This window comes from Streptomyces sp. NPDC028314 (assembly GCF_055565795.1).
In genome coordinates this window covers 312672-337939 of the sequence record NZ_JBVHTP010000009.1, presented here as the reverse complement: position 1 = coordinate 337939, position 25268 = coordinate 312672, and the positions used below count along the sequence as shown (strand labels likewise).

Sequence of the window (25268 nt, the reverse complement as noted above, 5' to 3'; positions counted from 1 at the left end):
GCGGTCTGCGACTTATGCGCTTCAGTACCGTTGACAGCTGGGGTGTGGCCGTTGAAGCTGGGGCGGGCTAATGCGGTTTAGTTGCCCGGCTCAGCACCTGTGTCACCCGAGAAAGCGTGCGGAAATGGACAGCGGTATCAGCGGTATCGGCGGTACCGGCGGTCTCAGTCGTATCGGTGGCGGTGTGAGTGGAATTTCGGTCACCGGCGTGACCATCCCGGCCCTCTTCACCGGCCCACCGGAATCACCCGCGCAGGTGATCCGCGTCCGGATCCGCCGGACCCGCCCGGCCGGCCCGCTCCACGTCACCGTGCGCGGCCCGGGCGTGAGCACGCCGCATCCGCGCATCCTGCGCGCCGACCCCGCCGAGGCGTTCGCGGGTGCCGGGGCCGGGGCCGGTGCCGGCGTCGGCACGGTTACCGGAACCGGAACCGGCACGTCCGGGGCCGGCGTCGGCTCTGGCGCCGGCGCGCCCGGCACCGGCGCCGGGGCCGCGCCGGAGTCCACCGCTGAGGTGGCCGTCCACACCGGCGACGCCGCCCCCGGCGACCGGATCCCGGCCACCGCCCGCGTCACCACCCCCGACGGACGGCCTCTGGCGGAGCGGCACTTCGACCTCGTCGTCGCCGAGCCCGGCTGGACCGTCCGGCTCGTCCCGCACTTCCACTACGACCCCATGTGGTGGAACACCCAGGCCGCCTACACCGCCCTGTGGGACGTCCCGCCGCAGCCCGGCGCACCCGAACGCGGCTGGGAGTACACGGGAGTTCCCGCCTTCACCCTCGTCCCGCTCCACCTCCAGCAGGCGCGCGAGGACCCCGCGTACAGCTTCGTGCTCTCCGAGGTCGACTACCTCAAGCCGTACTGGGACACCCACCCCGCCGACCGGGCCGAACTCCGCGCACTGATCGCCGCGGGCCGCGTCGAGATCGTCGGCGGCACCTACAACGAGCCCTCCACCAACCTCACCTGCGCCGGGACCACCATCCGCAGCGCCGTCCACGGCCTCGCCCTGCACCGCGGCACCCTCGGAGCCGAGCCGCGCACCGCCTGGCAGCTCGACGTCTTCGGCCACGACCCGTCCTTCCCCGCCCTGATGGCCGGCGCCGGACTCGACTCCGCCGTCCTCGCCCGCGGCCCCCACCACCACTGGGGCCCGATGATGGACACCTGGGGCGACCCGCTCCGCGCGCCCACCGCCATGCAACTCCCCGCCGAGTGCGAATGGATCGCACCCGACGGCACGGGGCTGCTGCTGCACTACCTGCCCGCGCACTACTCCGCCGGCTGGCCCTCCCACCGGGCCCCGGACGCCGACAGCGCCGCCGAACAGCTGCTGGAGCTGTACGAGCTGCTGCGCACCGCAGCCGCCACCAGGAACGTGCTGATCCCGCTGGGCACCGACTTCTCCTGGCCGCACCGCTGGGGCCTCGACGTGCAGCACGCCTGGAACCGCCGCTACTGCTGGCCCCGCATGGAACACTCCGGCCCGCGCGCCCACTTCGACGCCGTCCGGGCCGAGCTGGCGGCGCGCGGGGAGCGGCCGCTGCCGGTCACCCGGGAGATGGGGCCCGTGTACACCGGCAAGGACGTCACGTACGCCGATGTGAAACAGGCCCACCGGGCCGCCGAGAACCTCGTCGAGGAGGCCGAGACCTTCGCCGCCCTCGCCTGCGCGGAGGGGCTGCTGGACCACCCCGCGCAGACCCTCGACAAGGCCTGGCGGCACCTCCTGCACGCCGCGCACCACGACGCGGTCACCGGGACCTTCTCCGACCAGGTCTACCTGGACCTGCTGCCGACCTGGCGGGAGGCCCACGAACTGGCCGCCGCCGTACGGGAGGAGGCGCTGCACGCGCTGACGGACGCCGCCGACATCCGGGGGCCGGGGGCGCTCGCCGTGACCGTGCACAACCCCCTGTCCTGGAACCGCACCGACCTCGTCCGCACCACCGTCGGCCTCGCCGCGCTGGGGCTGCGCGACGACGAGGCCCGGCGGATCAGCGTCCTCGACGCCGGGGGCCGCGGTGCGCCCGTGCACATCGAGGCCGTCGCGGAGGGGATCGCCCATGTGGCCTTCCTGGCCGAGGAGGTGCCGTCGCTCGGGTACCGCACCTGGTGGCTCGCCGCCTCCCGGCTGCCGGTCTCGGGCGGCTGGGAGGTCGTGGGGCCGGAGGCGGGGGCCGCCGATCCGGGCGCGCCGCCCGCCGATCCGGCTGCGGGGGCCGCCGATCCGGCCGAGAGGGGCGCCGATCCGGCCGAGGGGGCCGCCGATCCGGCCGCGGGGGCCGCTGGTTCGGCCGCGGGGCCCGTCCCGCCGGCCGCGACGCCCGCAGCCCGGGCCGAGGGGCCCGTCGCGCAGAACGACCGCTTCCGCGCCGAGGCCGACCCCGCGCGCGGCGGCGGCCTGGCCCGGCTCCTCGACCGGCGCTCCGGCCAGGAGCTGCTGACCGCCGGGGAAGTGGACGAGCTCGTCGTACAGGAGGAGTACGACCGGCACCCCTTCTTCGAAGAGGGCCCCTGGCACCTGCTGCCCAAGGGTCCCGGCATCGGATCCGGCAGCGCCCCCGCCGACTCCTGCCGCGCCGAACGGGGCCCGCTCGGCTCGCGGATCGTCGCCACCGGCCGCACCGGCCCGGTCCGCTGGACCCGTGCGACGACCCTCTGGGACGGCCTGGACCGGGTCGAACTGACCACGACGGTCCATGAGTTCGAGGGCTCCGACCAGCTGCTGCGGCTGCGGATCCCGGCGGACGTGCCGGGCGCCCTGCCCGTGGCGGAGACGGCCGCAGCCGCCGTGGGGCGCGGGTTCGCCTTCCCCGAGGCGGATGCCGGGGCCGACCACACGCGGGCGCCGTGGACCCTGGACAGCCCCTGCCTGAACTGGTTCGCCCTGTCGGCGCCGATGACCGGGCCCGGGGGCCGCGCGCTCGGGGCGGCCGAGATCGTACTGCCGGACGCGGGCGCCCCGCACGGTCTGCGGGAGCTGGTCACCGCGCTCGGCCGCCACGGGGTCACCGCGACCCCGACCCCGCCCGGCGGGCCGCGCTGGGGAGACCTGGCGGCGGACAGCAGCCTGCCGGACTTCCGGATCGCCCTCGGGGGCCCCGGGCGGAACTCCTTCACGGCGGCGCTGCTGGAGTCGGCCGATCCCGCCCACCGCGATGCCGTACGAGAGCACGCGCGGGTGTGGATCCCCGCCCGGGCCCGGCTCCGGGCACTCTGGAGCCCCGGCTGCGACCTGAGCGGCGTCCGCGAGCTGCCGGTCCTCGTCCACACCGGGTCCGCCGGAGACCTCGCCGCGGCCCTGGCCTGCGGTCCCCGGCTCGAAGCGGTGGACCCGCGGGCCGGGGAAGCCGGGCGCGAGGACCCGTACGCGAACCGCACCGTCGGGATCCTGGTCAAGGGCACCCCCAGCTTCGCCGTCGACACCGCCGGCCGGCTCCACAGCACGCTCCTGCGCTCCTGCACGGGCCGGCCCAGCGGGGAGTGGATGGACCCGCCCCGGCGCACGGCCCCCGACGGCAGCTCCTTCCAGCTCCAGCACTGGACGCACGTCTTCGAGCACGCCCTGGTCGCCGGGCCGGGCGACTGGCGGGCGCTCGATCTGGCCCGCCGGGGGCGGGAGTTCAACAAGCCCCTCACCGCCGTCACCGCGCTCCCCGCGCCGGGACCCAGGCCGCCCGCGCGGTCCCTGCTCGGTGTGGAACCCGCCGACCGGGTGCTCGTCGAGGCGGTGAAACGGGCCGGCGGCGGCGAGCTCGCGGTCCGGCTCCGCGAGACCCACGGCCGCCCGGCAGCCCCGCACGTCCTGTGGCCCACCGGTCCGGCCGTCGAGGCGGACCTGCTGGAGCGCCCCGGGGGACCCTTCGGCGGCCGGCTCGGCGGCGCGGCCACCACCACCCTGCTGCTGCCGACGCGATCCGGAATGCCGGTGCGCGAGGGCGAACGGGAGCCCCACCAGCCGGTGTTCAGCCGCTACTGGCTGCACAACACCGGCACGGCCCCGCTCGGTGACGCCCCGTACACCGTCACCTGTGACGGCGTCCCGTCCGAGGCGACGGTGACGATCGCCGCGCACGGCGGACACGGACACGGCGGACACGGACACGGCGGACACGGACACGGCGGACACGGACACGGCGGACACGGACACGGCGGACACGGGCGCGGCGGCCCGCACGGCGATGGCCGGCGGGGGAGCGGTGCGGCCGGCGGCGCCCCGGTCCGGCTGGAGCTGGACGTGCGGGCGCCCGAGGGCTGGCAGGCCTCGTGGACCCGGCGCACCGTCGAACTGCGGCCCGGCGGTCACGCGTGCTTCCCCCTGGCCGTCCTGCCCGCCCCGGGCGCCGCGCCGCGACCCGGCGAACACCTCGTGCGGGTCGTCGCGGCCACCCCGGCGGGGGAGTTCGAGGACGCGCTCACGGTGACCGTCCCCGGCGGGCCGCCCACCGCGGCCGGGCTGTGGGCCGACGCACCCGACCCCGAGGTCGGCGTCGCCCCCGGAGCACGGGCCGTCGTGCGCGCCCGCGTCGGCAGCACCGGGATCCGGAGCGCGCTGAGCGGTACCGCGTACCTGGTCTCCCCGTACGGGACCTGGCAGTTGGCGGGGCCGGCCGCGCAGCCCCTGCACGTGCCGGCGGACCGTCCCGCCGAGCTGGAATTCGAGGTGCGGCCTCCCCCCACCACCCCTCCCGGGAGGTACTGGCTGGCGGTCAAGGCGGTCTGTCAGGGCAGGATCGCGTACGGTCCGGCCATCGCAGTCCGCGTCACCGAGGGATGAGGCAGGCATGGCCCGCAGACCCACCATCAAGGACATCGCCCGCCGGGCCGGGGTGTCGGAGAGCGCCGTCTCGTTCGCGCTCAACGACCGGCCGGGGGTGTCCCAGGAGACCCGCGCCCGGATCCGCCGCGTCGCGGAAGAACTCGGCTGGCAGCCCAACAGCGCCGCCAGGGCGCTGTCCGGCGAACGCTCCGGCGCGGTCGGGCTGGTCCTCGCCCGGCCCGCGCACACGCTCGGGGTGGAGTCCTTCTTCCTCCAGCTCGTCTCAGGGATCCAGGAGGTGCTCTCGGCCGGGCGGATCGCGCTGCTCTTCCAGGTGGTGGAGGACATCGACGCCGAATGCGCGGTCTACCGCCGCTGGTGGGCCGAACGGCGCGTGGACGGGGTCATCGTGGTCGACCCCCGGACCGAGGACCCGCGACCAGAACTCCTCGCGGGGCTGGGGCTGCCGGCCGTGATGGTGGGCGGGACCGACACCCCGCGCCCGCCACAGGCGCCCGCGGCCCCGGCCTCCGCGCCGCCCGCGCTGCCTGCGGCGCCGGCGTCCGCGCCGCCCGCGCTGCCCGCGGCCCCGGCGTCCCCGCCGCCCGTGCTGCCTGCGGCCCCCGCGTCCCCGGGAACGCTCCAGGCACCCTCGGCCGCCCCCTCGGCCGCCCCCTCGGCCGCAGTCGCCCATGCGGCCCCGCAGCCCCCCACCCCGCGGTCCCCGCTGTCCACCGTCCGGGCCGACGACGCCGGGGCCATGACCCAGGTGCTGGACCACCTCCACGGGCTGGGCCACCGGCGCATCACCCACGTCGCCGGCCTGCCCGGCCTCGCGCACACCGCCCGCCGGATGGCCTCGCTGCGCACCTGGTCCGAACGGCGCGGGCTCGGCCCCGACCGGGTGCACTCGGTGGTGACCGACTACTCCGACGCCGAGGGCGCGGCCGCCACCCGCCGGGTCCTCGCCGAGCCGCATCCCCCCACCGCCCTGGTCTACGACAACGACGTGATGGCGGTGGCCGGCATCGCCGTCGCCGCCGAAATGGGCATCCCGGTTCCCGGCCGGCTCTCGATCGTCGCCTGGGACGACTCCGCGCTCTGCCGGGTCACCCACCCCCGGCTCACGGCCCTGGTCCGGGACACGGCCGGCTTCGGGCGGCTCGCGGCCGGGGAACTCCTGGCCGTCCTCGCCGGTGGCCCGCCGCGCGCCCGGGAGAGCGAGCTGCCCCGGCTCGAGCCCCGGGAGAGTACGGCACCACCGTCGGCCGCATACTGAATTCCGACCCCTTCCTGGAGCGCCACCGTGACCAGTCCCACCTCAGCCCTTCCCGCGCCCCGCGCCACCGCCCCGGGCACCGGCCTGACCGTGGCGATCGACATCGGCGGGACGAAGATCGCCGGCGCGCTGGTGCACCCCGACGGCACGATGACCGCCACCACCCGCCGGCCGACCCCGCGCGGGGCCGACGCCGACGGGGTGATGGCCGCGGTCGCCGAGGTGATTTCCGAGCTGGCGGAAAGCCCCCTGTGGCCCTTGGCGGTCCGCTGCGGCGTGGGCAGCGCGGGCCCGGTCGACACCTCCCGCGGCACGGTCAGCCCGGTGAACATCGGCGCCTGGCGAGACTTCCCCGTCCAGGCCCGGATCTCGGCGGAGCTGGCCGCCCGCGGCGCCCGGATCCCCACCGTCCTGGCCGGCGACGGCGTGGCGATGACGGCCGCCGAACACTGGCTGGGCGCCGCCGCCGGCCACGCCAACGCCCTGTGCATGGTCGTCTCCACCGGCGTCGGCGGCGGCCTCATCCTGAACAACCAGCTCCACCCCGGACCCACCGGCAACGCCGGCCACATCGGCCACATCAGCGTCACCTTCGACGGTGAGCCCTGCGTCTGCGGCGGCCGCGGGTGCGTCGAATCCCTCGCCTCCGGGACCGCCATCGCACGCTGGGCCCTCGCCCAGGGCTGGACCCCGGCCGAGGACCAGGACGCCAGCGCCGCGGGCGTCGCGCACGCCGCCCAGGCGGGCGACCCCGTAGCGGTGGCCGCCTTCGACCGGGCCGGGCGCGCGCTGGCCGCCGCCATCGCGGCCACCGCCACCCTCGTCGAGACCCGGATCGCCGTCATCGGCGGCGGTGTGGCCGCCTCCGGAGACACCCTCTTCGAACCGATCCGGCGGCACCTGGCCTCGTACGCCACCCTGTCCTTCGTCCGCGACCTCCAGGTCGTCCCGGCGAGCCTGGGCACCCACGCCGGGCTCATCGGCGCGGCCGCCGCGGCGACGATGCTGCTGCCCGCCGACGCTCCGGCCCCCGCTACGGCTTGACCGAGCGGTAGTACCGCCGGGCCCCTTCGTGCAGGTCCAGCGGGTCGGTGTAGATCGCCGTCCGCAGGTCCACCAGCTGCGCCGCGTGCACCTGGTGGCCGATCCGGTCACGTCGGTTGATCACGGTCCGGGTGAACTGCTCCGTCAGCTCCGCCCCGGTGTCCTCCCGCGTCACCAGCAGGTTCGGCACGGCGACCGTGGCCACCGCCGAGGTGTTGCGGGCCCGCGCGTACGCGTCCTGCGGCATCACCGCAGCCCGGTAGTACCGGGCCGGGCTGCCGCTGCCCTGGAGCTGCTCCACCAGGTCGCCCAGCTGCACGAGCCGGATGTCGAACCGCTCCGACAGCTCGCGCACCGCGTTCGTCGGGAGACCGCCGGACCAGAAGAACGCGTCGATCCGGCCCGCCTCCAGCTCCGCGGGCATCGTGTCGATGCCGATGGGGACCGGGGTGATGTCCCGCGTCGGGCTCAGCTTGGCCGCCGTCAGCAGCCGCTCCGAGATCAGCCGCACCCCGGAACCGTCCTGGCCGACCGCGACCCGCATGCCCCGCAGGTCACGCGCCGACTGCACCGGGGACCCGGCGGGCACCACCAGCTGCACGTAGTCGTCGTAGAGCCGCGCGCAGCCGCGCAGCCGGCTCGCGCCGGGCTTCCCGTCCAGCCGGTACTTGGACACCGCGTCCGCCGTCGCCACCGTGAAGTCGGCCTCCCCGGCGGCCACCCGCTGGAGGTTCTGCTGCGATCCCTCGCTGGTCTGCAGGCGGACCTTGACGCCCGGCATGTCGGTCACGAGCGCCTGCTCCAGCAGCTGCCCGTAGCGGTGGTAGACGCCGGTACGGACACCCGTGCTGAAGGTGAGTTCGCCCTTGAGCTCCGGTTCCCCGAAGGGCCTGAGCCACCAGGCCAGCACCCCGAACACGGCCAGCAGCGCCGCCAGGCTCCACAGGGCGCGGCGTCGGCTGATCCGGGGCATTCGGGACGGTGCGAGGGGCATGGCGCGATCCTACCTTCGGCACTCCCCGCGCCCCCGGGACGGCGGGAGCCCGGCCCTCCGGGAGCCCGGCCCCCCGGGGCCTACCGGTCCGCCGCGGTTCCCGCCCGGAGCCGCGCCAGCAGGGCGCCCGCCGCCGGGCCCGCGGGGCCGTGCGTGCGCCAGGCCAGCGCCACCCGGCCGCTCAGCCCCGGGTCGGTGATCCGGAGCGCCACCAGCCCGCCCGCGGCCCCGGACGCGGCGCCGTCGGGCACCACCGCCACCCCGAGCCCCCGCGCGGCCAGCCGCACCAGCACCGGCGGAGCCGCCGCCTCGAAGTCGACCCGTGGCGTGAGTCCGGCCTCCGCGCAGGCCCGCTCCAGCACGGCGCGCAGCCCGGTCCCGCGCGGCAGGCTGATCAGGGCCCGGTCCCGCAGCTCCCCCAGCGGGATCGCGCCGCGCACGGATTCCCGTACGAGGGGATCGCCGGCCCGGACCACGGCCACCAGGGGCTCGTCGATCACCACCTGGACCGAGATCCCGGCCGGCGGCTCCCCGGCCAGCCCCACCACCGCCAGATCCAGCTCCCCCAGCTGCAACGCCGCCAGCATCCGGTCCGAGGTGTCCTCGGACAGCGCGATCTCCACCTGGGGGTGCGCCTCGTGGAAGTCGCCCAGCGCCCCGACCACGTCGAAGCCCGCCACCACCGCCCCCGCCGCCCCGGGGATCAGCCCGAGCGCGACCCGCCCCCGCAGCAGCCCCGAGACCTCGTCGGCCGTGCGCCGGATCCCCTCCACCGCCGTCAGCGCGGCCCGCGCGTACGACAACACCGCCGTCCCCGCCTCCGTGGGCGTCACCCGCCGCCCGGACCGGTCCAGCAGCCGCAGCCCCAGCTCCCGCTCCAGCTGCCGGACCTGAGCGCTCACACCCGGCTGGGACACGTGCAGCCGGGCCCCGGCCCGGGTGAAGCTGCCCTCCTCGACCACCGTCACGAAGTACCGCAGCTGCGCCAGTTCCATAACCCCTGATTCTAGATCGGAGAAGTACCCGCTCTTGGACTTATGGCCGCCGCTGCGCCCACCCTGGACCCATGACCGAAACCGCCGCCCGCATCGCCGCCGCCACCGCCGCCGAACGCCGGGAACTCGCCGGCGTACTCGACTCCCTCACCCCCGCCCAGTGGGACGCCCCCACCCTGTGCGCGGGCTGGCGGGTCCGCGAGGTCGCCGCCCACTTGTCGATGGGCTTCCGCTACTCCCTGCCCCGCTTCGCCGCCGAGCTCCTCAAGGCCCGCGGCAGCCTGCACCGCATGACCGACCGCACCGCCCGCCGCGACGCCGCCGCCCTCACCCCGCCCGAACTGGCCGCCCTGCTCCGCGAGAACGCCCACCACCCCTGGAAGCCCCCGGCCGGCGGACCCACCGCGGGCCTCGCCCACGACGTGGTCCACGGCCTCGACATCACCGTCGCCCTCGGCCACGGGCGCCGGGTCCCCGAAGACCGGCTGCGTCTGCTCCTCGACGCCGTCACCCCGCGCGGCCTGCGGTTCTTCGGCGCGGACCTGACCGGCGTCCGACTGTGCGCCGAGGACCTCGACTGGTCGTACGAAGGCCCGCACCCCGCCGAGGTCACCGTCCACGGCGCCGCCCAGGACCTGCTGCTCGTCCTCTTCGGCCGGCGCCTGCCCGAGGGCAGGCTGCACGCGGGACCGGAGGGCTCCCGGGTACCGCCTACCCTTGTTGCATGACCAGCAGCAGCGACCGGAGCACGGCAGTGGACGTCAAGGGAACTTACGAGGTGCGCACCTACGGGTGCCAGATGAACGTGCACGACTCCGAGCGGCTGTCCGGTCTGCTGGAGGGCGCGGGGTACACCCGGGCGCCCGAGGGCTCCGACGGGGACGCCGACGTCGTCGTGTTCAACACCTGCGCCGTCCGCGAGAACGCCGACAACAAGCTGTACGGCAACCTCGGCCGCCTCGCCCCGATGAAGACCAAGCGCCCCGGCATGCAGATCGCCGTCGGCGGCTGCCTCGCGCAGAAGGACCGCGACACGATCGTGAAGCGGGCCCCCTGGGTCGACGTGGTCTTCGGCACGCACAACATCGGCAAGCTGCCCGTCCTGCTGGAACGCGCCCGCATCCAGGAAGAGGCGCAGGTCGAGATCGCCGAGTCGCTGGAGGCCTTCCCCTCCACGCTGCCGACCCGCCGCGAGTCCGCGTACGCCGCCTGGGTGTCGATCTCCGTCGGCTGCAACAACACCTGCACCTTCTGCATCGTCCCGGCGCTGCGCGGCAAGGAGGAGGACCGCCGTCCCGGCGACATCCTCGCCGAGGTGGAGGCCCTGGTGGCCGAGGGCGTCTCCGAGATCACCCTGCTCGGCCAGAACGTGAACGCGTACGGCTCCGACCTGGGCGACCGCGAGGCCTTCAGCAAGCTGCTGCGCGCCTGCGGCCAGATCGAGGGCCTGGAGCGGGTCCGCTTCACCTCCCCGCACCCGCGCGACTTCACCGACGACGTGATCGCGGCGATGGCCGAGACCCCCAACGTGATGCCGCAGCTGCACATGCCGATGCAGTCCGGATCGGACACGATCCTCAAGGCGATGCGCCGCTCGTACCGCCAGGAGCGGTTCCTGGGGATCATCGAGAAGGTCCGCGCCGCCATCCCGCACGCGGCGATCTCCACCGACATCATCGTGGGCTTCCCCGGCGAGACCGAGGAGGACTTCCAGCAGACGATGCACGCCGTGCGCGAGGCCCGCTTCGCGAACGCGTTCACCTTCCAGTACTCCAAGCGCCCCGGCACCCCGGCCGCGGACATGGACGGGCAGATCCCCAAGGAAGTCGTCCAGGAGCGCTACATGCGCCTGGTCGCGCTCCAGGAGGAGATCTCCTGGGAGGAGAACAAGAAGCAGGTCGGCCGCACCCTGGAGGTCATGGTCGCGGAGGGCGAGGGCCGCAAGGACGGCGCCACGCACCGCCTGTCCGGCCGCGCCCCCGACAACCGCCTCGTGCACTTCACGAAGCCGGACGAGGAGGTCCGCCCCGGCGACGTGGTCACGGTGGACATCACCTACGCCGCCCCGCACCACCTGCTGGCCGAGGGCCCGACGCTGTCGGTACGCCGCACCCGCGCCGGCGACGCGTGGGAGAAGCGCAACGCCGCCCCGTCCCAGCCGGCGGGCGTCATGCTCGGCATCCCCACCCTCGGCGTCCCCGCCCCCCTCCCGGCCACCACCGCAGGCTGCGCGGCCCCCACGGCCTGACGCCCGCACAACCCCGGCCCCGCCTACGGCGCTTCGAGCCCGGCGGGGCAAGTCCGGCGGGCCCAAGCCCCAGCCTCGGCACGTCAAGTCCGGCGCGGCGAAATCCAGCCCCCGGTACTTCAAGCACGGCGGGGCCAAATCCAGCCTCGCCGGCGTTTGAGGCGCGGGGTCCGGGGCGGAGCCCAGGAAGCCCGGCGCAGCCGGGGGCGCTCGCGCGACGGCGCCGCAGACAGAACCGCGCCGGGGCAACGGCCCCGGGCCGGGGCCCGGGGCCCTGGGCCGGGCCCGGGGTCCTGGGCCGGGCCCGGGGAGCGGCCCGGGCAGGGTCCCGGCCGGGGAAGGCCCACCCGCCCCCGCCCCGGCCGGCGACGGCTAGGCTGCGGATCATGCTCGTAGCCGCCGCCGTCTGTCCCGCCCCGCCGCTCCTCGTGCCGGAGGTCGCCGCCGGGGCCGCCGCCGAACTGGCCGACGCCCGTACCGCCTGCTCCGACGCCCTCGCCGTGCTCGCCGCCTCCCGGCCCGACCTGCTGGTCGTCGTCGGCGCCGCCGACCAGGACCACCGCGGGCCCTACCCCCAGGGCTCCCGCGGCAGCTTCCACGGCTTCGGCGTCGAGGCCGACGTACAGCTCGGGGACGGCGAGGAGGGGCCGCGCCTGCTGCCCCCCTCGCTGGCCGTCGGCGCCTGGCTGCTCCGGCACGCCCGCTGGGGCGCCGCCCCGGTCGAGGGACTCGGCGTCGGGGAGCCCCTCGAAGCCGAGCGGTGCCTGCGGGCCGGCCGGGACCTCGCCGCCCGCGAGGAACGCGTGGCCCTGCTCGTCATGGGCGACGGCAGCGCCTGCCGCACCCTCAAGGCCCCCGGCTACCTCGACGAGCGGGCCGAGGCCTTCGACGCCGCCGCAGCCCGTGCCCTGGGCTCCGCCGACACCACCGCGCTGGCCGGCCTGGACGCCGAGCTCGCGTACGAGCTCAAGGCCGCGGGGCGCGCCCCCTGGCAGGTCCTCGCGGGGGCCGCCGAGGGCGCGGGCCTCGACGGACGGCTGCTGTACGAGGCCGCTCCGTACGGGGTGGGCTACTTCGTGGCCGCCTGGTCCTGAAGGGCCCCCGGTCTGCGCCCACGGGCACGGCCTGCGGCCACGGCACCGCCCACGGGGCACGGCCTGCGCCCACAGCCCGGCCACCCGGCCACGGGCCCGGCCGCCCGCCCACGGGCCCGGCCACCCGGCCACGGGCCCGGCCACCCGCCCACGGGCCCGGCCACCCGGCCACGTCCAGCCGCCCCAGGGCGCGAGAGAGGGGCGCGGGGTTCACCGAACCCCGCGCCCCTCTCCGGGATCACGCGCTCATGCGGTCACGCGGTCGCGTCAGGAGGCCGCCGGCGGCGTCGGCCCGCCGGGCTCGTCCTTGTGCGCGATCTTGCCCAGGGCGTCCTTCGCCTTGCCCGTACCGCTCGTGATCTGGCCGCTGTACTTGCCCTTGGTCTTGGAGTCGACGGCCTTCGCGACCTTGTCGAGACCCTCGGTGATCTTGCCCTCGTGCTGCAGCGCGAGGTCACCGACCTTGTCCTTGGCCGGAGCGAGCTTGGCCTTCAGATTGTCCAGCAGGCCCATGGGGCACCTTCCAGTGGCGGGGGTGGCTACGTACGGGCGCCCTCGCCGGTCTCGGTGTCCGCGGCGGCCTCCGCAGACTGCTGCTTCGGAATCTCCACGGCTTCCGCCGCCGGAACCTCCGCCTCAGCCGCCTCGGCCTGCCCTTCCGCGGACGGGGCCGTCAGGCTCTCGGGCGCGGCCTCCTCGGTCGGGCCCTGTTCCTTACGGCCAAAAAACCGGCTAAAAACGCCCATGTCTACTCCCGTAACGTTACTCGTGTGAGTGAAGTTCCGCCGTGGCCGGACCGGCCTCCGCCGGGCGTACGCCGGGCCGGAACCTCGCCAGGGCAACGACCCCGATCGCGCCCCGTCACGTAACTCGATCGGGTACACGCCGCGGGGTTTGCGAGACTGGGGCGGTGAGGAATGCAGCCCCCGCCCCGCGGGTCATCGCCGTCGTCGGTCCCACCGCGGCAGGAAAGTCCGACCTGGGCGTCGCCCTGGCCCACCATTTCGACGGCGAGGTCGTCAACGCCGACTCCATGCAGCTGTACCGGGGGATGGACATCGGCACCGCCAAACTGACGATCGAGGAACGCGACGGGGTCCCGCACCACCTCCTCGACGTCTGGGACGTCACCGAGACCGCGAGCGTCGCCGAGTACCAGCGGCTCGCCCGCGCCGAGATCGACAAACTGCTCGCGCAGGGCCGTACACCCGTCCTCGTGGGCGGATCCGGCCTGTACGTGCGGGGCGCGCTCGACGCCATGGAGTTCCCCGGCACCGATCCCGAGGTGCGGGCCCGGCTGGAGGAGGAGGCCACGCTGCGCGGGCCCGGCGCCCTGCACGCCCGCCTCGCCGCCGCCGACCCGGCCGCCGCCCGGGCGATCCTGCCCAGCAACGGCCGCCGGATCGTCCGGGCCCTGGAGGTCATCGAGATCACCGGACGCCCGTACACCGCCAACCTGCCCGGCCACGAGTCCGTCTACGACACGGTCCAGATCGGCGTCGACGTCGGCAGGCCCGAGCTCGACGAACGCATCGCGCTGCGGGTCGACCGGATGTGGGACGCCGGACTGGTCGACGAGGTCCGCGCGCTGGAGGCCCAGGGGCTGCGCGACGGAATCACCGCGTCCCGCGCGCTGGGCTACCAGCAGGTACTGGACGCCCTCGCGGGCGAGTGCACCGAGGACGAGGCCAGGGCCGAGACCGTGCGGGCCACCAAGAGGTTCGCCCGCCGCCAGGACTCCTGGTTCCGCAGGGACCCGCGGGTGCACTGGCTCAGCGGCGCCGCTGCCGACCGCGGGGAACTCCCCGGACTTGCGCAGTCGTTGGTCGAACGAGCGGTTACAGCCTGATCACGTGATGGCATCGGGACGCCCCGTGAGCCCGTACCGGGCCCGGGGGCGTGCCATCATCAAACTTCTGAACAGTGGCGTACGAAGTCCGAGTGGGGAGGGCGCGTGGCTATGGAGGCCGGCCCTCGTGACACCGGGCGGGACGACACCAGGCAGGAAGCGGACCCGATGCTTCACAGCGGGACCGCGGAGTCTGCCGGGCCGGAAGGCTCCGACGGGCTCGGGCTGCCTGCCGACCCCGCGCGGCTGACCCCTGACGGCCCGGACGCGCCGGACGCCGGGGCCGAGGACGCCTCCGGCCCCGAGTTCGAGGTCGAACTGCGCCCGCAGCGCCGCCTGCGCATCTGGCAGATCGCCCCCATCGTGATGCTCGCCGCCGCCGGCTCGCTGATGTTCGCCTTCCCGCTCGCCTTCGAGTTCGGCGACGGCGGAGCCGTGGTCGCCATGCTCGGCTTCCTGATCAGCTGCTGCGCGGGCGGCTGGGGCATGATGGCCGCGCGCCGCGTGGGCTACTCCTGGCCGGGCCTCCCGCCGCGCGGGAGCGGGCGCCGCCCAGACTGGCGGATGGCCGGGCTGTACGCCGTGGCCGCGCTCGCCCTCGTGGCACTGGCGGTGTACCGGGTGGCCCGCCTCCGCTAGTCGCGGACCGGATCCCTGGCGACCCGAGCCCCGCGGAGCCGCACCGACCCGTTCGAAAGCCGCTCGGTAGGATGGCCTGGTGACGCACCGCACCCTCTCCTTCCTCAAGGGCCACGGGACCGAGAACGACTTCGTGATCGTTCCCGACCCGGACAACGCCATCGAGCTGTCCGCAGCCGCCGTCGCCAAGCTGTGCGACCGGCGGGCCGGAATCGGGGCGGACGGGGTGTTGCACGTCGTGCGCTCCGCGGCGCACCCCGACGCCGCGCACCTGGCCGACGAGGCCGAGTGGTTCATGGACTACCGCAACAGCGACGGCTCCATCGCCGAGATGTGCGGGAACGGCGTACGCGTCTTCGCCCGCTACCTCCAGCACGCCGGCCACGTCGAGCCCGGCGACCTGGCCGTCGCCACCCGGGGCGGCGTCAAGCTCGTCCACCTCGACAAGAGCGGCGACGTGACCGTGTCCATGGGCCGCGCCGAGCTCCCCGCCGGGGACGTCACCGTCTCCGTCGGCGAGCGTTCCTGGCCCGCGCGGAACGTGAACATGGGCAACCCGCACGCCGTGGCCTTCGTCGACAGCCTCGACGACGCCGGGAACCTGTACACCGCCCCGCCGTTCAGCCCGGCGTCCGCGTACCCGACGGGAGTCAACGTCGAGTTCGTCGTCGACCGCGGCCCCCGGCACGTCGCCATGCGCGTCCACGAGCGCGGCTCCGGCGAGACCCGCTCCTGCGGCACCGGCGCCTGCGCCGTCGCCGTGGCCGCCATCCGGCGCGACGGCGTCGACCCGGCCGTCACCGGCGAACCGGCCACGTACACCGTCGACCTCCCCGGCGGCACGCTCGTCATCACCGAGCACCCCGACGGGCGGATCGACATGACCGGACCGGCCGTGATCGTGGCCGAGGGCGAGTTCGACCCGACCTGGCTCACCGAAACGGCCTTCGCCTGAAGCTTCCCTCTAATGGGTGATCCGTTTCACGCTGAGCGAGAGGTGGACTGCGCCACGTGGTGGGGTCGGTAACATCAGGCACCGGCCCTGAGGGCTCACCCCATGCCCGCCACCGCCGGTCGAAGCCGCCGGAGGTGCCCATGAGTGCAGAGGCCACGAACCCCGAAGCACATCCCGAAGCGCGCCCTGACCTGCGCAGACGGGGCCGAAGCAGACTCGATCTGCGTCGGCTCGGGCGTGCGGCCCTGCTCGGGCCGACGTCCCGCGACCGGCTGCCGGACGCCATCGGACACGTAGCAGACGCCCACCGTGCCCATTATCCGGACGCCGATCTGTCCATTCTCCGGCGCGCATATCTGCTCGCGGAGACCTCTCACCGCGGCCAGATGCGAAAAAGTGGTGAGCCGTACATCACACATCCGCTCGCCGTCACGCTCATCCTGGCCGAACTCGGCGCCGAGACAACCACTTTGACGGCCTCCCTCCTCCACGACACCGTCGAGGACACGGACGTGACCCTCGATCAGGTCCGCACGGAGTTCGGGGACGAGGTCTGCTTCATCGTCGACGGCGTCACCAAGGTGGAGAAGATCGACTACGGCGCCGCCGCCGAACCCGAGACCTTCCGCAAGATGCTCGTCGCCACCGGCAACGACGTCCGCGTGATGTCCATCAAACTCGCCGACCGGCTGCACAACATGCGCACCCTCGGCGTGATGCGCCCCGAGAAGCAGGCGCGCATCGCCAAGGTCACCCGCGACGTCCTCATCCCGCTCGCCGAACGGCTCGGCGTGCAGGCCCTCAAGACCGAGCTGGAAGACCTCGTCTTCGCGATCCTGCACCCCGAGGAGTACGAGTACACCCGCGCCCTCATCGCCGCGCACGCGGGGGAGCGCGACCCGCTGCCCGGCATCGCGGACTCCGTACGCGCGGTCCTGCGCGACGCGGGCATCACCGCCGAGGTCGTCGTCCGCCCCCGGCACTTCGTCTCCGTGCACCGCATCGCCCGCAAACGCGGCGAACTGCGCGGCTCCGACTTCGGCAGGATCCTCATCCTCGTCGGCGAGAACGCCGACTGCTACGCGGTCCTGGGCGAACTGCACACCTGCTTCACCCCGGTGGTCTCGGAGTTCAAGGACTTCATCGCCTCCCCGAAGTTCAACCTCTACCAGTCGCTGCACACCGCCGTCGCCACCTCCGAGGGGCACGTCGCCGAGACCATCGTCCGGACCCGGCAGATGCACCGGGTCGCGGAGGCCGGCGTGGTGGCCCTCGGCAATCCGTACACCGCCCCCGCGGCCGAAGCCGCCGAGGGCGACGAGGAGCGGGTCGACCCGACGCGGCCCGGCTGGCTCTCGCGGCTGCTGGACTGGCAGCAGTCCGCACCCGACCCCGACACCTTCTGGACGGTGCTGCGCGCCGAGCTGGCCCAGGACCGGGAGATCACCGTCTTCCGGGCCGACGGCGGCACCCTGGGCCTGCCGGGCGGCGCCAGCTGTATCGACGCCGCCTACGCGCAGTACGGCGAGGCGGCCCACGGCTGTATCGGCGCCCGGGTCAACGGGCGCCTGACCTCCCTGTCGTCCCGGCTGTCCGACGGGGACACCGTCCAGCTGCTGCTCGCCCACGACGCCTCCTCCGGGCCCGCCGCCGACTGGCTGGACCACGTGAACACCCCGGCGGCCCGGATCGCCATCAGCAGCTGGCTCGAAGCCCACCCCGACTCGGCGGCGGCCACCACCACGGCCGCGCGGGCGCCGCTGTCCGTCGTCGGGGCCCGGGGCGGCGGGGCCAACGCCGTCGCGGACCTGCCGGACGCCCCCGTACGGCTGGCCGGCTGCTGTACGCCGGTGCCGCCGGACGCCGTCGCCGGGTTCGTCGTACGCGGCGGGGCCGTCACCGTGCACCGCATCCACTGCCCGGCGGTGGCCCAGATGCGCGCGGTGGGGCGCACCTCGGTCGCCGTGCACTGGCGGGCCACCGCGGACTGCCGGGTCACCCTGGTCGCGGAATCGTTCGGCCGCCCGCATCTGCTGGCCGACCTGACCGAGGCGATCGCCCGCGAGGGGGTCGAGGTGGTCTCCGCGACCGTGGAGCCGCCGGTGGAGCAGCGGGTCCGGCACACGTACACCCTGCAACTGCCCGACGCCACGGGGCTGCCGGCACTGATGCGGGCGATGCGGGACGTACCCGGCGTGTACGACGTCAGCCGGGCCTAGCGGGGACACGGGGGGACAGGGGAAGCGGGGACGCAGCAGGGGGCCGGGGGGCCGGGGAACGGACGTGTGGGGGTGGAACGCGCGTAGGCCGGTCCAGGGGCGGACGGCCTCGTTCGGGTGGACCCGTCGCGCGTCGTTCGCGAGGGGACGCCACGCGCTGGTAAGCGGTGGTGGATGCAGCTCACCTCCCCCCGCCTGCGTGCCGCCCTGCTCGCCGCCGCCTCGCTCACCCTCGTCGCCGCGGTACTGCCGCCGCCGCTCCCGCTGGGCATCGGCGACCGGCTCTTCCCCGAGCTCGGCAACCCCGGGTACGACGTCCTCTCGTACGACCTGTCCTTCACGTACAAGGACAACCGGAGCCCGCTCGACGCCGTCACCGTCATCAGCGCCCGCAGCCTGCAACCGCTGGACCGGCTCAACCTCGACTTCACCCACGGCAAGGTGGCCTCCGTCGAGGTCAACGGGGAGCCCGCCCGGTTCGAGAGCGCGGGGGAGGACCTCGTACTGACCCCCGCGCACCCCGTGCCGCAGGGCACCGCGCTCCACATCACCGTCCGGCACACCAGCGACCCGCGCGGCGGCAGCGACGGCGGCTGGGTGCCCACCGACGACGGCCTGGCCATGGCCAACCAGGCCGACGCCGCCCACCGGGTCTTCCCCTGCAACGACCACCCCGCCGACAAGGCGTACTTCACCTTCCGGATCACCGCCCCGGCCGGGCTCACGGCCGTCGCCAACGGGCTGCCGGGCGCCCTCCCGGCGCAGCGGGCGGCAGGCGCGACCACCTGGACGTACCGGACCCTGCACCCCATGGCCACCGAGCTCGCACAGGTCTCCGTCGGCAAGTCGGAGGTCGTCCACCACACCGGTCCGCACGGGCTGCCGCTGCGCGACGTGGTGCCCGCCGCCGACCGCAAGCGGCTGGAACCGTGGCTGAACAAGACCGCCGGGCACGTCGAGTGGATGGAGCAGCGCGTCGGGCGCTACCCCTTCGAGAACTACGGGGTGCTGATCGCGCGGGCCAACACCGGGTTCGAGCTGGAGACGCAGACCCTCTCGCTCTTCGAGCACGGGCTGTTCTCGGGGAACGCCGGCTACCCGGAGTGGTACGTCGACTCGGTGATGGTCCACGAGCTCGCCCACCAGTGGTTCGGGGACAGCGTCACCCCGCGGACCTGGTCCGACCTGTGGCTCAACGAAGGGCACGCGACCTGGTACGAGGCCCTGTACGCGGACGGCCTCGGCAAGTACTCCCTGGAGCGGCGCATGCGCGAGGCGTACCAGCGCTCCGACCAGTGGCGGGCGGCGGGCGGCCCCCCGGCGGCGCCGAAGGCGACTGCTCCCGGGGAGAAGATCGGGCTGTTCCGGCCGGTGGTCTACGACGGGGCCGCGCTGATCCTGTACGCCCTGCGCCAGGAGATCGGCGCCGAGGCCTTCGACCGGATCGAGCGGCGCTGGGTGAAGGAGTACGCGGACTCCACGGCCGGCACCGAGGACTTCGTACGGCTGGCATCGCAGGAGGCCGGACGGGATCTCACCGCGTTCCTGAAGCCGTGGCTGTACGGGGAGACCACCCCGGCGATGCCCGGGCACCCGGAGTGGGGCGGCCCGAAAAGCGTGTGACGGGCGGGGAACGGGCATGTCACCATCGACGAGGCCGTGCGGCGGCCGGGAACGCGGGTACCGGGACAATGACGGGTACCGGGACCACGGGTACCGGACCTGGATTCCCTTTCCGGATTCCGGGTCCCCGGTTTCCGGGAATCACCAGGCCGTGTGACACGTTGGACGTGACAGTGTTATGTCACGCACGGCGACAGCTTCGGCCAGAGCCGGGCGCGACGCATCCGAAAACGACGTAAGGATCCAATGACCTCCTCTTCTTCCCCTTCCCAGGACGCGCGGGACGCACAGGACGCACAGGACGTGCGTGACCCGCAGAGCTTCACCGAGAGCCTTCGGGCCGATGCCCTGATGGAAGAGGACGTCGCCTGGAGCCACGAGATCGACGGAGACCGGGACGGCGAGCAGTTCGAACGCTCCGAGCGCGCGGCCCTGCGCCGCGTGGCCGGCCTCTCCACCGAACTCGAGGACGTCACCGAGGTCGAGTACCGACAGCTCCGCCTGGAGCGCGTCGTACTCGTCGGTGTCTGGACCTCCGGCACGGTGAACGACGCCGAGAACTCCCTCGCGGAGCTCGCCGCCCTCGCCGAGACCGCGGGTGCCCTCGTACTCGACGGTGTGATCCAGCGCCGCGACAAGCCCGACCCGGCCACCTTCATCGGTTCCGGCAAGGCCCGCGAGCTGCGTGACATCGTCCTGGAGAGCGGCGCCGACACCGTCGTCTGCGACGGTGAGCTCAGCCCCGGCCAGCTCATCGCCCTCGAAGACGTCGTCAAGGTCAAGGTCGTCGACCGGACCGCGCTCATCCTCGACATCTTCGCCCAGCACGCCAAGTCCCGAGAGGGCAAGGCGCAGGTCGCACTCGCGCAGATGCAGTACATGCTTCCGCGCCTGCGCGGCTGGGGTGCGTCGCTGTCCCGTCAGATGGGTGGCGGCGGCGGTGGCGGCATGGCCACCCGAGGCCCCGGTGAGACCAAGATCGAGACCGACCGGCGCCGCATCCGCGAGAAGATGGCGAAGATGCGCCGGGAGATCGCGGACATGAAGACCGGCCGCGACATCAAGCGGCAGGAACGACGCCGCAACAAGGTGCCCTCGGTCGCCATCGCCGGATACACCAACGCCGGCAAGTCCTCGCTGCTCAACCGCCTCACCGGCGCGGGCGTACTGGTGGAGAACGCCCTGTTCGCCACCCTCGACCCGACCGTGCGCCGGGCCGAGACGCCCTCCGGCCGGGTCTACACCCTGGCCGACACGGTCGGCTTCGTCCGGCACCTGCCCCACCACCTGGTCGAGGCCTTCCGCTCCACGATGGAAGAGGTCGGCGACTCCGACCTCATCCTGCACATCGTGGACGGCTCGCACCCGGCCCCGGAGGAGCAGCTCGCGGCCGTCCGCGAGGTCATCCGCGAGGTCGGCGCGGTCAACGTGCCCGAGATCGTGGTGATCAACAAGGCGGACGCGGCCGACCCCCTGGTCCTCCAGCGCCTGCTGCGCATAGAGCGCCACTCCATCGCCGTCTCGGCGCGGACCGGCATGGGCATCGAGGAGCTGCTGACGCTCATCGACACCGAGCTGCCGCGACCCGAGGTCGAGGTGGAGGCGCTGGTGCCGTACACCCGCGGCTCGCTGATCGCCCGGGCACACGCCGAAGGCGAGGTGATCTCCGAGGAGCACACCCCGGAGGGCACCCTGCTCAAGGCGCGCGTCCACCAGGAGCTGGCGGCGGACCTGGCACCGTACGTGCCCGCCAAGCACTGACACGTACACAGCACGACGGAGGGCCCCGGCGAACGATCGCCGGGGCCCTCCGTCGTATGCCGCGCACGCGGCTCGACTGCTCGAACTCGACTGCTCGACCGCTCGAACTCGACTACTTGAACTTGCGGCTCACCGCGTCGTAGATGCCCTTGGCCTCAGGACCCAGCCGCGGGCCGGCCAGCCAGCCCGCCTTGGCCGGGCCGATCGAGGTGTTCGACACCAGCGCCGGCTTGCCGTCGGCACCCGCCGCGACCCAGCCGCCACCGGAGGAACCACCGGTCATCGTGCAGCCGATGCGGTACATCACCGGGTCGGCCGCCGTCAGCGACAGCCGTCCGGGCCTGTCCGTGCACTGGAAGGCCTTCTGGCCGTCGAACGGCGCCGCCGCCGGGTAGCCCGTCGCCGTGATGCCCGCGACCTTCGGCACCGCCGGCGCGTTGAACTCCACCGGAAGCGCCGAACCGACCGTCTCCTCCAGCGACTTGCCGCTCCCCTTCTCCGGGGTCACGTGCAGCACGGCGAAGTCGTACGGGGCACCCGCGCCACCGGTCGGACCGCCGGAAGCGATCCACTGGTCCGAGGTCTGCGCCCAGTCGCTCCACCACACGCCGTACGGGGCCACCTCCTCGCGGGGTGCGCCCTTCAGCTGGGCCGCGGGCTTGCCCGCGTTGTTGTACGAGGGCACGAAGGCAATGTTGCGGTACCAGCCGCCGGCCTTGCCCGCGTGCACGCAGTGACCGGCGGTCCACACCATGTTGGACTTGCCCGGGTGCGCGGGGTCCTTCACCACGGTCGCCGAGCAGACCATCGAACCCTCGGGCCCGTCGAAGAAGACCTTGCCGGACGCCGGAACACTGGAGTGGTACGGCGCGGCCGCCCCCTTCGCCGTCACCGGCGCCGGGGTCGGGTCGGTGACACCCTGGTCCTTGCCCGCGTCCGGGTCCACGGCCGGAGGCTGCGGCGTCTTGCTGGCGTCACGCATCCGGTCCGGGTCCCACAGGCCCTCGATGATCGGGTTGATGTAGTCACCCGCCTCGCGGAGCCAGTCCTCCCTCTTCCAGTTCTTCCACGCACCCCCCTTCCACTTCTCCAGGTCGACGCCGTGCTCCCTGAGCTTGTCCTTCAGCTCGTCCGGGATCTTGATCCCGTCCGTCGCGCCGGACGGAAGGCTCGCAGCCACGGTCGGCTTGGCGTCGCCGCCGGCCTCCCCGTCGCCGGGCCCGCAGGCTGCGGCGGTCAGCGCGAGCGCGGCCGCGCACAGGATCGCGGTGACCGGTCGGATCGGTCGCATGTCGTAAATCCCCCTGGTGTTTCGAGGCGTTGATCGGGGTGGAGCGCCCTCGGCGCACGGTGTGTGCGGCGAGCGCAGCCCCCCACTATGCCGCTGCCCACAAGGACGGCACAGGCCGGGGCCGCGGTTCCTCTTCTTTAGCCCGTCCTTAGGCCGTCCCCGGATCGCGCGCGGGAGCGGCGGCAGCCGGGATGGCACCGGTAGCGGGGAGTGCCGGTGGTGGGGGGCGCCTGTAGGGCGGAATCCGATGCCCCTCTCCAAGTCCCCGGCGGACAAGGATCTTCGGTCCACCCGTGATCCGCCGCCGTCACCGTCGTTGGTACGTACGGGGGACGGGGGAGCAGCGTTCATGTTCGAGACGCAATCCGGAAGAGGAATCCGTGCGGGAGGACCGACACTTGTGGCTCTGAGCGAGGCTTTGACGAGCACGGCTTCGACCGGGTCGGCTCCGGCACCCGCCCCGGCCCAGGCGGGGGAGCAGATCCCGCCGCAGGGGAGCCGGGGGCCCGTCGCGGCCGAGGGCATCCTGCGCAGGCAGACGCAACGGGAGTCCGCCGCCCGGACGTACGCGCGCTCCCTGCCCATCGTCCCCGTGCGGGCCCGCGGTCTGACGATCGAGGGCGCGGACGGACGGCGCTACCTCGACTGCCTGTCCGGCGCGGGCACGCTCGCCCTCGGGCACAACCACCCCGTGGTCCTCGAAGCCATCCGCGGGGTACTCGACTCGGGGGCCCCGCTGCACGTCCTCGACATGGCGACCCCGGTCAAGGACGCCTTCACCACCGAGCTGTTCGCGAACCTGCCGGCCGGGCTGGCGGCCGACGCCCGGATCCAGTTCTGCGGGCCGGCCGGGACGGACGCGGTCGAAGCCGCGCTCAAACTCGTCCGCACCGCCACGGGCCGCTCCGGGCTGCTGGCCTTCACCGGGGCCTACCACGGCATGACCGCCGGAGCCCTGGACGCCTCCGGCGGAGCCACCGAAGTACGGGTCACCCGGCTGCCGTATCCGCAGGACTACCGCTGCCCGTTCGGCGTCGGCGGGGCGGAGGGCGCCCGGCTGGCCGCCCGCTGGACCGAGAGCCTGCTGGACGACCCCAAGGGCGGGGTGCCCGCGCCCGCCGGCCTGATCGTCGAGCCCGTGCAGGGCGAGGGCGGGGTGCACGTGGCCCCGGACGGCTGGCTGCGCCGGATGCGCGAGATCACCCGAGCGCGCGGGATCCCGCTGATCGCGGACGAGGTCCAGACGGGAGTGGGCCGCACCGGAGCCTTCTGGGGCGTCGACCACGCCGGAGTGGTGCCCGACGTGATGGTGCTCTCCAAGGCGATCGGCGGCAGCCTTCCCCTCGCCGTGATCGTGTACCGGGCCGAACTGGACGTCTGGGCACCCGGGGCGCACGCCGGCACCTTCCGCGGCAACCAGCTGGCCATGGCCGCGGGCACCGCGACCCTGGCCTACGTGCGCCGCAACGGTCTCGCCGAACGTGCCGGGGCCCTGGGCGGGCGCATGCTGACCGCGCTGCGGGGGCTGGCCGCCGACCATCCGTGCATCGGGGACGTCCGGGGCCGCGGCCTGATGCTGGGCGTCGAACTCGTCGACCCCGACACCGGGGACGCCGCCCCCGAACTCGCCGCCGCCGTCCGCCAGGAGTGCCTGGACCGGGGGCTGATCGTCGAACTCGGCGGCCGTCACTCCAGCGTGGTCCGCCTGCTGCCCCCGCTGACCCTGACCGACGAGCAGGCCGCAGCCGTCCTCGGCCGACTGGCCGAAGCCATCCCCGCCGCCGCCCGACGGCCCCGCTGACCTGCCCCGCACCCCAAGGACCCCCGATGCCGGACCCCTCCACACCCCACCCCGCCCCAACCCCGGGCCCCACCCCGCCGCCCCCCCACCCGGCCCCGACGACCCCCGCACCCCTGACCCGGCCCCCGAGTCCCGCCGCCTCGCCGACCCGGCCCCAGAGCCCGGGCACTTCGCCGGCCCGGCCCCTGAGCCCGGGCACTTCGCCGGCCCGGCCCCCGAGCCCGGGCACTTCGCCGGCCCGGCCCCCGAGCCCGGCGTCGTCCCCGGCGGACCCGGAGCCCGCACGGCCCTGGACCCCGGTTGCGGCCCAGGCGGGGGCCCGCCCGGAGTCGGCACCGCCTTCGGCCCCGGCGGAAGCCCGCCCCGCACCTGCCCAGCCCCCGGGCGCGCCGGCCTCCGGCCCCGCACCTGCGCAGCCTCCGGCCCCGCCGGTATCCCGCCCGGCATCTGCGCAGCCTCCGGCCCCGCCGGTATCCCGTCCCGCACCTGCGCAGCCTTCGGCCTCGGCGGCACCCGGCTCGGCGCCTGCCCTGACCCGCACCCCGGACGCGCCTCATACCGCCGGGGCAGCGGCCAACCCCGGGCCCACCCGGGGCCGGACGGCCGCGGCACCTGAAGCTGCAGTAACCCCGGCATCGCCCACGGCCCCGGCCCCCGCGGGAGTCTCCTCCATGTCTGCTGTGGCCCTGGGTGCCGCAGAACCCCACCCGG

General features: G+C 74.4%; 18 protein-coding genes. 13 read left to right on the top strand and 5 right to left on the bottom strand.

Features of this window, described 5'->3' with window-relative positions:
* The first annotated feature begins 184 nt into the window (after positions 1–184).
* The 3 genes from ACZ4TG_RS22275 to ACZ4TG_RS22265 are packed head-to-tail and all read left to right on the top strand — an operon-like array spanning position 185 to position 7088.
* The gene (locus tag ACZ4TG_RS22275; RefSeq protein WP_468165395.1) at positions 185–4783 is read left to right on the top strand and encodes a glycoside hydrolase family 38 N-terminal domain-containing protein; all 4599 of its coding nucleotides are present in this window, start codon (positions 185–187) and stop codon (positions 4781–4783) included.
* Positions 4784–4790: 7 nt separating this feature from the next.
* The gene (locus ACZ4TG_RS22270; RefSeq protein WP_468165394.1) at positions 4791–6044 is read left to right on the top strand and encodes a LacI family DNA-binding transcriptional regulator; all 1254 of its coding nucleotides are present in this window, start codon (positions 4791–4793) and stop codon (positions 6042–6044) included.
* Positions 6045–6071: 27 nt separating this feature from the next.
* Positions 6072–7088: an ROK family protein gene (locus ACZ4TG_RS22265; RefSeq protein WP_468165393.1), complete on the top strand. Its 1017-nt coding sequence runs from the start codon at positions 6072–6074 to the stop codon at positions 7086–7088.
* On the opposite strand, the gene ACZ4TG_RS22260 is transcribed toward ACZ4TG_RS22265, so the two are convergent.
* Both ACZ4TG_RS22260 and ACZ4TG_RS22255 read right to left on the bottom strand, forming a co-directional pair.
* A complete protein-coding gene (locus ACZ4TG_RS22260) occupies positions 7078–8082 on the bottom strand; it encodes a TAXI family TRAP transporter solute-binding subunit (protein WP_468165392.1) in 1005 nt (334 codons plus the stop codon). The genes ACZ4TG_RS22265 and ACZ4TG_RS22260 overlap by 11 nt on opposite strands.
* 80 nt (positions 8083–8162) lie before the next feature.
* A complete protein-coding gene (locus ACZ4TG_RS22255) occupies positions 8163–9077 on the bottom strand; it encodes a LysR substrate-binding domain-containing protein (protein WP_468165390.1) in 915 nt (304 codons plus the stop codon).
* Positions 9078–9148: 71 nt separating this feature from the next.
* On the opposite strand from ACZ4TG_RS22255, the gene ACZ4TG_RS22250 reads away from it, so the two are divergent.
* The 3 genes from ACZ4TG_RS22250 (at position 9149) to ACZ4TG_RS22240 (ending at position 12419) form a co-directional block, all read left to right on the top strand.
* Positions 9149–9805 carry a maleylpyruvate isomerase family mycothiol-dependent enzyme gene (locus ACZ4TG_RS22250; RefSeq protein ID WP_468165388.1) on the top strand — a complete coding sequence of 219 codons (657 nt, stop codon included), beginning with the start codon at positions 9149–9151 and terminating at the stop codon, positions 9803–9805.
* Positions 9802–11325 (top strand): tRNA (N6-isopentenyl adenosine(37)-C2)-methylthiotransferase MiaB, encoded by a 1524-nt coding sequence (miaB, locus tag ACZ4TG_RS22245; protein ID WP_468165386.1) that lies wholly within the window; start codon positions 9802–9804, stop codon positions 11323–11325. Before ACZ4TG_RS22250 ends, miaB begins: the two co-directional genes overlap by 4 nt.
* A gap of 386 nt (positions 11326–11711) precedes the next feature.
* On the top strand, positions 11712–12419 hold the full coding sequence (locus tag ACZ4TG_RS22240) for a class III extradiol dioxygenase subunit B-like domain-containing protein (protein ID WP_468165384.1): 708 nt from the start codon (positions 11712–11714) through the stop codon (positions 12417–12419).
* Between the two features lie 267 nt (positions 12420–12686).
* On the opposite strand, the gene ACZ4TG_RS22235 is transcribed toward ACZ4TG_RS22240, so the two are convergent.
* On the bottom strand, positions 12687–12932 hold the full coding sequence (locus ACZ4TG_RS22235) for an antitoxin (RefSeq protein WP_468165382.1): 246 nt from the start codon (positions 12930–12932) through the stop codon (positions 12687–12689).
* A gap of 26 nt (positions 12933–12958) precedes the next feature.
* Positions 12959–13165 (bottom strand): gliding motility protein, encoded by a 207-nt coding sequence (locus tag ACZ4TG_RS22230; RefSeq protein WP_468165380.1) that lies wholly within the window; start codon positions 13163–13165, stop codon positions 12959–12961.
* A 164-nt stretch (positions 13166–13329) separates the two neighbouring features.
* Here ACZ4TG_RS22230 and miaA point away from each other — a divergent pair, with 164 nt between their 5' ends.
* The 6 genes from miaA (at position 13330) to hflX (ending at position 21465) form a co-directional block, all read left to right on the top strand.
* On the top strand, positions 13330–14268 hold the full coding sequence (gene miaA, locus ACZ4TG_RS22225) for a tRNA (adenosine(37)-N6)-dimethylallyltransferase MiaA (RefSeq protein WP_468165378.1): 939 nt from the start codon (positions 13330–13332) through the stop codon (positions 14266–14268).
* A gap of 105 nt (positions 14269–14373) precedes the next feature.
* On the top strand, positions 14374–14907 hold the full coding sequence (locus ACZ4TG_RS22220) for a hypothetical protein (protein ID WP_468165376.1): 534 nt from the start codon (positions 14374–14376) through the stop codon (positions 14905–14907).
* Between the two features lie 79 nt (positions 14908–14986).
* A complete protein-coding gene (gene dapF, locus ACZ4TG_RS22215) occupies positions 14987–15862 on the top strand; it encodes a diaminopimelate epimerase (RefSeq protein ID WP_468165374.1) in 876 nt (291 codons plus the stop codon).
* Between the two features lie 140 nt (positions 15863–16002).
* Positions 16003–18081 carry a RelA/SpoT family protein gene (locus ACZ4TG_RS22210; protein WP_468165372.1) on the top strand — a complete coding sequence of 693 codons (2079 nt, stop codon included), beginning with the start codon at positions 16003–16005 and terminating at the stop codon, positions 18079–18081.
* Between the two features lie 174 nt (positions 18082–18255).
* Entirely contained in the window at positions 18256–19704 is a 1449-nt protein-coding gene (locus ACZ4TG_RS22205; protein WP_468165370.1) for a M1 family metallopeptidase, read from the top strand.
* Between the two features lie 246 nt (positions 19705–19950).
* Complete coding sequence (gene hflX / locus ACZ4TG_RS22200; RefSeq protein ID WP_468165368.1) at positions 19951–21465, top strand: GTPase HflX; 1515 nt, start codon at positions 19951–19953, stop codon at positions 21463–21465.
* Between the two features lie 112 nt (positions 21466–21577).
* Here the strand turns inward: hflX and ACZ4TG_RS22195 are convergent, their stop codons facing one another.
* On the bottom strand, positions 21578–22756 hold the full coding sequence (locus ACZ4TG_RS22195) for a trypsin-like serine peptidase (RefSeq protein WP_468165366.1): 1179 nt from the start codon (positions 22754–22756) through the stop codon (positions 21578–21580).
* A gap of 349 nt (positions 22757–23105) precedes the next feature.
* On the opposite strand from ACZ4TG_RS22195, the gene ACZ4TG_RS22190 reads away from it, so the two are divergent.
* The gene (locus tag ACZ4TG_RS22190) at positions 23106–24557 is read left to right on the top strand and encodes a diaminobutyrate--2-oxoglutarate transaminase family protein (protein WP_468165364.1); all 1452 of its coding nucleotides are present in this window, start codon (positions 23106–23108) and stop codon (positions 24555–24557) included.
* Positions 24558–25268: the final 711 nt, after the last annotated feature.